Annotated in this window: 6 protein-coding genes and 1 pseudogene; 4 read left to right on the top strand and 3 right to left on the bottom strand. The window is 71.3% G+C overall.

Features of this window, described 5'->3' with window-relative positions:
- Nucleotides 1-78 precede the first annotated feature (78 nt).
- Nucleotides 79-1164: pseudogene (gene murJ / locus ACFW2E_RS37640) on the bottom strand (murein biosynthesis integral membrane protein MurJ); the annotation flags it as partial.
- A complete protein-coding gene (locus ACFW2E_RS37635) occupies nucleotides 1161-2297 on the bottom strand; it encodes a lipid II:glycine glycyltransferase FemX (RefSeq protein ID WP_384473787.1) in 1137 nt (378 codons plus the stop codon). The gene ACFW2E_RS37635 and the pseudogene murJ, both read right to left, overlap by 4 nt.
- 274 nt (nucleotides 2298-2571) lie before the next feature.
- Between ACFW2E_RS37635 and ACFW2E_RS37630 the strand changes: the two genes are divergently transcribed.
- Entirely contained in the window at nucleotides 2572-3804 is a 1233-nt protein-coding gene (locus tag ACFW2E_RS37630; protein WP_384473785.1) for an Ig-like domain-containing protein, read from the top strand.
- An 81-nt stretch (nucleotides 3805-3885) separates the two neighbouring features.
- On the opposite strand, the gene ACFW2E_RS37625 is transcribed toward ACFW2E_RS37630, so the two are convergent.
- The gene (locus ACFW2E_RS37625) at nucleotides 3886-4755 is read right to left on the bottom strand and encodes a serine hydrolase (protein ID WP_384473782.1); all 870 of its coding nucleotides are present in this window, start codon (nucleotides 4753-4755) and stop codon (nucleotides 3886-3888) included.
- 278 nt (nucleotides 4756-5033) lie between these two features.
- Here ACFW2E_RS37625 and ACFW2E_RS37620 point away from each other — a divergent pair, with 278 nt between their 5' ends.
- From ACFW2E_RS37620 to ACFW2E_RS37610, 3 genes are all read left to right on the top strand, one after another.
- Entirely contained in the window at nucleotides 5034-5729 is a 696-nt protein-coding gene (locus ACFW2E_RS37620) for a GAP family protein (protein WP_384473779.1), read from the top strand.
- 135 nt (nucleotides 5730-5864) lie between these two features.
- Nucleotides 5865-6323, top strand: coding sequence for a DUF6325 family protein (locus tag ACFW2E_RS37615; protein ID WP_384473776.1), 459 nt, complete (start codon nucleotides 5865-5867; stop codon nucleotides 6321-6323).
- 28 nt (nucleotides 6324-6351) lie between these two features.
- Entirely contained in the window at nucleotides 6352-6666 is a 315-nt protein-coding gene (locus tag ACFW2E_RS37610) for an SHOCT domain-containing protein (RefSeq protein WP_384473773.1), read from the top strand.
- The last annotated feature ends 335 nt before the right edge of the window (nucleotides 6667-7001 follow it).

Below are 7001 nucleotides of genomic sequence, written 5' to 3'. Positions count from 1 at the left end.
AGACAGAGCTAATGCCGCAAGCGCCCACGCATTGACTGCTTTGTAGCCAGCTCTCGTCATGCCTTACTGTACGTCTCGCGACATGACAGGCTCGGAAAGCGCGAGGAGCACGCACGCGGCGGGCACGACGGCGGTGGCGCTGCTGCGCAGGGCGTACGAGACGTCCCGTCGTACTCCGGCCGGGTCCCCGTCGGCCGCCGCCCTGCTCATGCGCGGCATCAGCGCGGTCACCAGGGAGACGGTGACGATCCCGTGGGGCACGGCCCACAACAGGTAGGCGTTGCTGTACGCGCTGAACCCTGCTCCGCCGTCGATCCCTCGGGCGGCCGCACGCTGCCCGGCGGCGGTCGCGAGCGAGGTCACCACCCAGTATGCGAGCTGGTTGGTGAGTACGAGCAGCACCAGCCAGCCTGCCGAGCGCAGGGGCCGGGACAGTCCGCTGCCCCGCCAGTCGAACCTGGGTCTGAAGCGGAAGCCGGCGGCGCGCAGGGACGGCAGCAGGGCGAGCGCCTGGGCGACGACGCCGGCCGTGGTGCCCCAGCCGAGCAGCGCGGTCGCGCGGGGGGTGAGTGTGCCACCGGTGGTGGCCTCGGTCAGGTACAGGCCGAAAACGGCTATGACGACGAGGTTGTTGAGGACCGGGGTCCACATCATGGCCCCGAACCGGCCCCGCGCGTTGAGTACTTGGCCGAGCAGGGTGAACAGGCCGAGGAAGAGGATCTGCGGCAGGCAGTAGCGGGCGAAGGCGACGGTCGTCGCCGCCTGTGCTCCGGTGTAGTCGGTGTAGGCCGCGACGACGGCGGGGGCGGCGAGCACGGCACCGGCCGTGACGAGGAGCAGGGCCGCGGTGCAGACGGTGAGCAACCGGTCGGTGTACGCGGCCCCGCCGTCCTCGTGCTCCTTGGCCGACCTGACCAGCTCGGGAACGAAGACGGCGTTGAGGGCACCGCCCAGGAGCAGCGTGTAGACGATCGTGGGGACGGTGTTGCCGACCGCGTATCCGTCGGCGGCCAGCCCCACGCCGAGGGCGGCGGCGACCACGGCGGAGCGCACGAATCCCGTGGCGCGGGACACGAGCGACCCGGCGGCCATGATCGCGCCGCTGCGCATGACCGACGCGGAGCGGTGGGCCGGTCGTTCCCTGGTCGGAGTGGCGGCGCTCATCGGCGTGCCAGGTACATCTGGAAGGCGCGGTAGAGCGTGTGGTTGGCCCTTCCGCCGAGGGGCGTCTCCCACTCCCCCAATGTCTCGACGACCTGGCCGCCGGTGCCGAGCTTCCAGCGCAGCAGCCCGAACGAGCGGTCCTGGGGATCGAGTGTGGAAGGAACTCCGCGCATGTCGTAGACCTCCGCTCCACGCGCATGGGCGTCGAGCATCATCTGCCACTGCAGGGCGTTGGAGGGGCGGACCTCGCGCCGGTGGTCGGCGGAGGCACCGGTCTGGTACCAGACCCGGCGCCCGACCGTGATCATGGTGTGGGCGGCGAGGATCTCGCCCTCGTGGCGGGCGAGATAGAGCTTCATGCGGCCGGGCTGCTCGGCGTTGAGGGCCGCGTACTGGCGTTGGTAGTACGCGAGCGAGCGGCCCAGGCGGAAGCCGTCGCGTTCCTCGGTGATCCGCAACAGCCGGTAGAACTCCGGGAGTTCGGTGGCATCGCCGACCGACACCTGCACGCCCGACTTGCGCGCCCGGCGTACGTTGCGCCGCCACTCCTGGTTCAGCCCGCACCACAGGTCGTGCGAGGTGCGGCCGGCCAGCGGCACCCGGAAGACGTGACGGGGTTGTGCGTCCGTGTCGTCGCCGTCCTCGCCACAGCGCCGCCAGCCGCGCGCCCGCAGCCGCTCGGCCACGGCGGCACCCAGGGGATCGACCTGGCAGGCGAGCACGTCGGACAGGTGCCGCCCGGCTCCGGTCCCGGCCTTGAGTCCCGGGGCGTCCCACCGGCGGTAGTCGGGGGCCGGTCCGATGCGGACGGCGAACGCGCCCACGGTCCGCAGATGGCGCAGCAGCGGGCCGAGCCAGCTGTCGAGGTCCGGGTCGCTCCAGTCGGCGACGGGACCTTCGGGCAGGTAGGCGAAGTACTTGCGGGTGCCCGGGAACTGACGCAGCAGCACCAGCGCGACTCCGCTCAGCTCCCCCGCGCCGGAGCCGGACCGCGGTCCCCAGCCGAGCAGTTGGGCCTGCCAGCCGTCCTTCACCGCGGCCCATGACGGGCACTGGAGAAAGCCCGGAGCGAGGGCGGATCCGGTGCGTGACGAAAGAAAGGCACGATACGTCTCGGCTGAGACGGGCCCCAGCCACGCTTCCTGCCGACCACAGTCTGCCGTCGCGAGCAGCACTGACACTACGCCTCCTCGGGTGCCGTCGGTGTCGGGTGGGCCGAGCGCCGAAGTTCGGAACGTGAGGAAGATTCACAGGCGTCCGTGACCGTGCCGAGCGGCGTATGTGACCGGACCATGACCGTTCCTCTGCAACCGCCGTCACACAGGCCGTCGGGCCGCTGTACCGCGCGAATCGGTGCCTAGAGTCCCCACGTCCCCGGCTTCTTCACGACGTACTCGGAGGTTTCCGTTGAGCCAGACACGTGTCGGACCGATACGCGTGGTTGCGGTGCGTCCCCGCGCCGCGGCCGCCGCGGCGGCAACCGTTCTGCTGACCGCCGCCCTCTCGTCCTGCGCGGGCGGCGGGCCGTCCGCGGACAAGGGTGGCGCAAAGGGCGGCGGGGGGCGCGGTGACGGCCGGGCGGTGTCGGTCACCGTCACGCCCCATGGCACGCGGGCGAAGGCCGGTGAGCCGGTCAAGGTCGCCGCCCGCAGCGGCAGGCTCACCTCGGTCCGCGTCACCGACGGCCACGGCCGCGAACTGACCGGCACCCTGTCCGGTGACGGCCGCACCTGGACCTCGGGGCGCAAGGCCGTGCCGGGCACCACCTACACGGTGAAGGCCGCCACCCGCGCCGAGGACGGAACGGCGGGTGACGCGCACGCCTCGTTCACCACCGCCGCCGCGGACAAGGTGAACAAGGTCGAATGGCGGCCGGGGGACGCCACCACGGTCGGGGTGGCCCAGCCGGTCTCCCTCGTCTTCGACCACCCGGTGCGGAACAAGGCCGCGGTGGAGAAGCAGCTCAAGGTCTCCACGTCGAACGGCACCGAGGGGTCGTGGGGCTGGATGAAGGACTGGTCCGGCAGGGACCGGGTGGACTGGCGGCCCAAGGAGTACTGGCAGCCCGGCACCAAGGTGACCCTGGACGCCCGGCTGAACGGCACCGACTCCGGCACGGGCGGCGGCTGGTTCGTGCGCGACTACGAGCTCGCCTTCACCATCGGCGCACGGCAGGTGGTCAAGGTCGACCTCGACGCCAAGCGGCTCACCATGGAACGGGACGGCAGCACGGTGAAGACCTTCCCGGTCTCCGGCGGCACGCCCGGCCCCGACACCGGCTCCTGGCGAGGCACCGAGGTGGTGATGGCGAAGGAGGGCACGATCCGGATGAACTCCGAGACCGTGGGCCTGGGCGACGCCTACGACCAGAAGGTCGACTACGCGATGCGCCTGACCTGGTCCGGCACCTACGCACACGCCGCGCCCTGGAACGCCGCCTACTTCGGCCGGGCCAACAGGAGCCACGGCTGCATCGGGATGAGCGACGCCGACGCCGCCTGGCTCTACGAGCACGCGCACGTCGGCGACCCGTTCCAGGTCAAGGGCGCGGAGACCAAGGGCCGGGTGGCCGTGAACAACGGCTTCGGCGACTGGAATCTCAACTGGGACCAGTGGCGGGCGCTGAGCGCCCTGCGCTGACCCGGGCCCCGGAATCGCGATCCGCGCCGGACGCGACGATCCGTGCGGCGGCCCGCCGGTGCGGGCGGCCGCCGGGTCGGGTCAGTGCGCAGTCGCCGAGGTGACGGCCGCCCGCGCCGCGCGCTCGACCAGCGCGACGCCGTCCTTCATCGAGGTGCTGCCGTTCGAGAGGACGGCGACGAGGCAGTGGTGCTTGCCGACCGTGATCCGTCCGACGCTGTTGACGTCCCACAGGTCGGTCGTGCTGCGCTGCAGCCAGCCGTTCTTCAGGGCCCATCCGGAGTCGGCGGCCGCCGAGACGCCCCAGGACTGCTCGCCGATCACCTTGCTCATCAGCGTCCGGATGTAGGTGCGCGAGGCCTGGTGCAGTGCCTTGGTGCCCGCGGTGGACGCCGGGCCCGTGTCGAACACGTCGCGCAGCAGCCGTATCTGGTCGCTCGCCGTCGTCTGGGTGAGTCCCCATTTGGTGTCGGCGCCGCCCTGGGTCTCGGTCAGTCCGAGGCGCTTGTTCGCCGCGTCCAGGCCCCGTGCCATGCCGATGTCCCGCCACAGGGCGTTCGCCGCGTCGTTGTCGCTCCGCTCGACCATCACCTCGGCCTCGTCGCGCTCCTTCGCGGTGAGGCCGTGTCCGGCGTCCTGAGCCCGCAGCAACGCCGTGGCGAGGATGTCGACCTTGATGATGCTCGCGGTGTCGTACGGGGTGTCGTCGCCGTACACCGTGGGAACCCGCCCGGTGCCGTCCAGGTCGAGCACCGCGGCCGTCACCCGCGCCTTCCCGGTGGGCTTCACCTTTGCCAGGAAGTCGGCCGTGGCGGTGTCGGGCCGCGCCGCCGTGGCCGCGGCCGCCGGAGTCGGGTGCAGGGCGCCGGCCGAGAAGAGGGTCGCGACGCAGGCGGCGACAACGCCCACGCAGACCGCGGCGCGCCTTGCCCGGGGGCGGCGACCGGCCATGCTCCGCGGGTGTGACAGGGGGGGTCGGTGCTGCATCGTGAGGGGCCTCGGCAGTTCGTGTGGGAGGGGCACAGAACTGCGAACGTAAACAAAACGCCCGTATCGCGACGTGACCGTCGCCACGATGAAGACCGTTTCCTACGGGATTGTGCGGAGATTCACAGGTTCGGATGTGACGGGCGCCACAGGATGCCGGCCGATGTGCGGGCACCTGTGGCGCAGGCACCGGTCGTCATGGAGATGTGATCTGTGCGGGGCCTGCCTACGGTGGGGTCACCATGGTCGTCGATCTGCTTCTCATCGCCCTGGCGATCACGCTCGACCCGCTGCCCATCATGGCGTTCGTCCTGGTCGTGGCATCGGTGCGCGGGGTCTGGAAGGGACTGGCCTTCATCCTGAGCTGGCTGTCGTGTCTGGTCGTGGTGATCGCGATCGTCCTGGCGCTGACCGGCGGGCACCCCCCGCCGCCCAAGTCTCCGCCCACGACGGCGGCCCTGGCCGCCAAGCTGGCCATCGGGGTGTGGCTCGTCCTCTACGGCGAACGCCGGCGGCGACGCCTCATAGCCTCCCGATCACGCGGCGGCGAGACCGTGGAGGAGCCGGACCCGGATCCGGTCCCCGCCTCCGGCACGCAGCTGACGTCCCAGATGGACCGCACCAGCGCCTGGGCCGCGGCCGGGCTCGCGGTGTTCCTGCAGCCCTGGGGTCTGGTCGCGGCCGCGGCCACGACGGTGGTGGAGGCGGACCTGTCCCACATCTCGTCCTGGCTCGCCCTGTCCTTCTTCTGCCTGTTGGCCACCGCGAGCCTGCTGGCCACCGAGCTCTACATGGTCTTCGCCCCGACGGCGGCGAAGGCCCGCCTGCTGAGGCTGCGGTCGTGGATGGAGGCCCATCAGCAGCAGGCCATCGTGGTCGGCAGCCTGGTGGTCGGCTTCTGGCTCGTGGGAAAGAGCATCTACCAGCTCACCAGTTGACGCGGCCGGGCGCCCGAACCGGGTCACGAGGAAGTGCGATGCCCCTCGCCGCATGGTGCAATGGCCATCGGAGGCCTGACGCGCGGGCGGTCCGGCGACCGGTCCCGACTCCCATCCCGCTCCCGAGGAGTGGCCATGAACGATGTCGAAGAAATGGGACCCGTCGACTACGTGGTCATCGAGTTTCCCGGCAGTCGAATGACGGGCGAAGCGTTCCCCCTGCTGGTCGATCTCGCCGACCGGGGCATCATCCGGATCCTCGACCTGGCCTTCGTCCGCAAGGACAGCGACGGGTCGGTCAGCGGGCTGGAACTCCAGGAACTCGGTGACGAGGTCGACGTGGCCGTCTTCGCGGGTGCCTCCTCCGGGCTGCTGGACCAGGGCGACCTGGACGAGGCGGGCAGCGCACTGGAGCCCGGGAACTCCGCGGCGGTCCTGGTGTACGAGAACCTGTGGGCCGCGCCCCTGGCCAGCGCGCTCAGACGGAGCGGAGCCCAGCTGGTCGCCGGCGGGCGTATCCCGGTGCAGGCTCTGCTGGCCTCGCTGGACGCGGTGGAGGGCACGACACCGCCCGGCGGATCAGCGGCCGCCTGAGGCCTTCGGCATAGGGAGATGAGTGAACATGCCCGGACTCCTTCGGGGTGTCGCGCGCACCGCAGTCGTCGCCGGGACCGCCACCGCGGTGTCCAACCGGGTGTCCCGGCGGCAGGCGGGGCGGTGGGCCCAGCAGGACTACGAACAGCAGGCGCAACAGCAGCAGGCAGTGCAGCAGCAGGCGGTGCAGCAGCCGCCCCCGCCGCCGCCCGCGCCGGCGCCGTCCACCACGGACGACATGACCCGCAAGATCGATCAGCTGAAGGACCTGGGTGAGCTGAAGGCCCAGGGCGTCCTCACGGAGGAGGAGTTCGAGGCCCAGAAGCGCGCGCTCCTCGCCTGACGGCGTACCGGCGTCCGGGCCGCCTCGCGAGCCCTGCACGCCGTCCTCCCGGGGTGGGAAGGAAGAGGTCGGGGGCAGCATGGACGGTGGTGGATCGCAGGGTCGTGGGCTGCTGAGCAGGTTCCGGGTCGCCCTGGCGCTGTGTGTCCTGCTCGGTGGACTGAACCCGGCACCGGTCTCCGGTGGTCGCAGCGGCTTCGGGTGGTCTGTGCTCAACGAACTCGCCGTGTTCGCCGCGGCCGCGGTCGCGAGGCCGTTCCGTCACGGCCTGTTTCCCGTCGGAGATCATCGAGGCCGGCACCGTGCTGCGGAGCCCGGCAGGGCTGTTCGTGTCC

The organism is Streptomyces sp. NPDC058964 (assembly GCF_042741275.1).
Lineage (GTDB): Bacteria > Actinomycetota > Actinomycetes > Streptomycetales > Streptomycetaceae > Streptomyces.
Note: the sequence above shows the minus strand (reverse complement) of the source record. Positions and strands in the feature narration are given on the sequence as shown.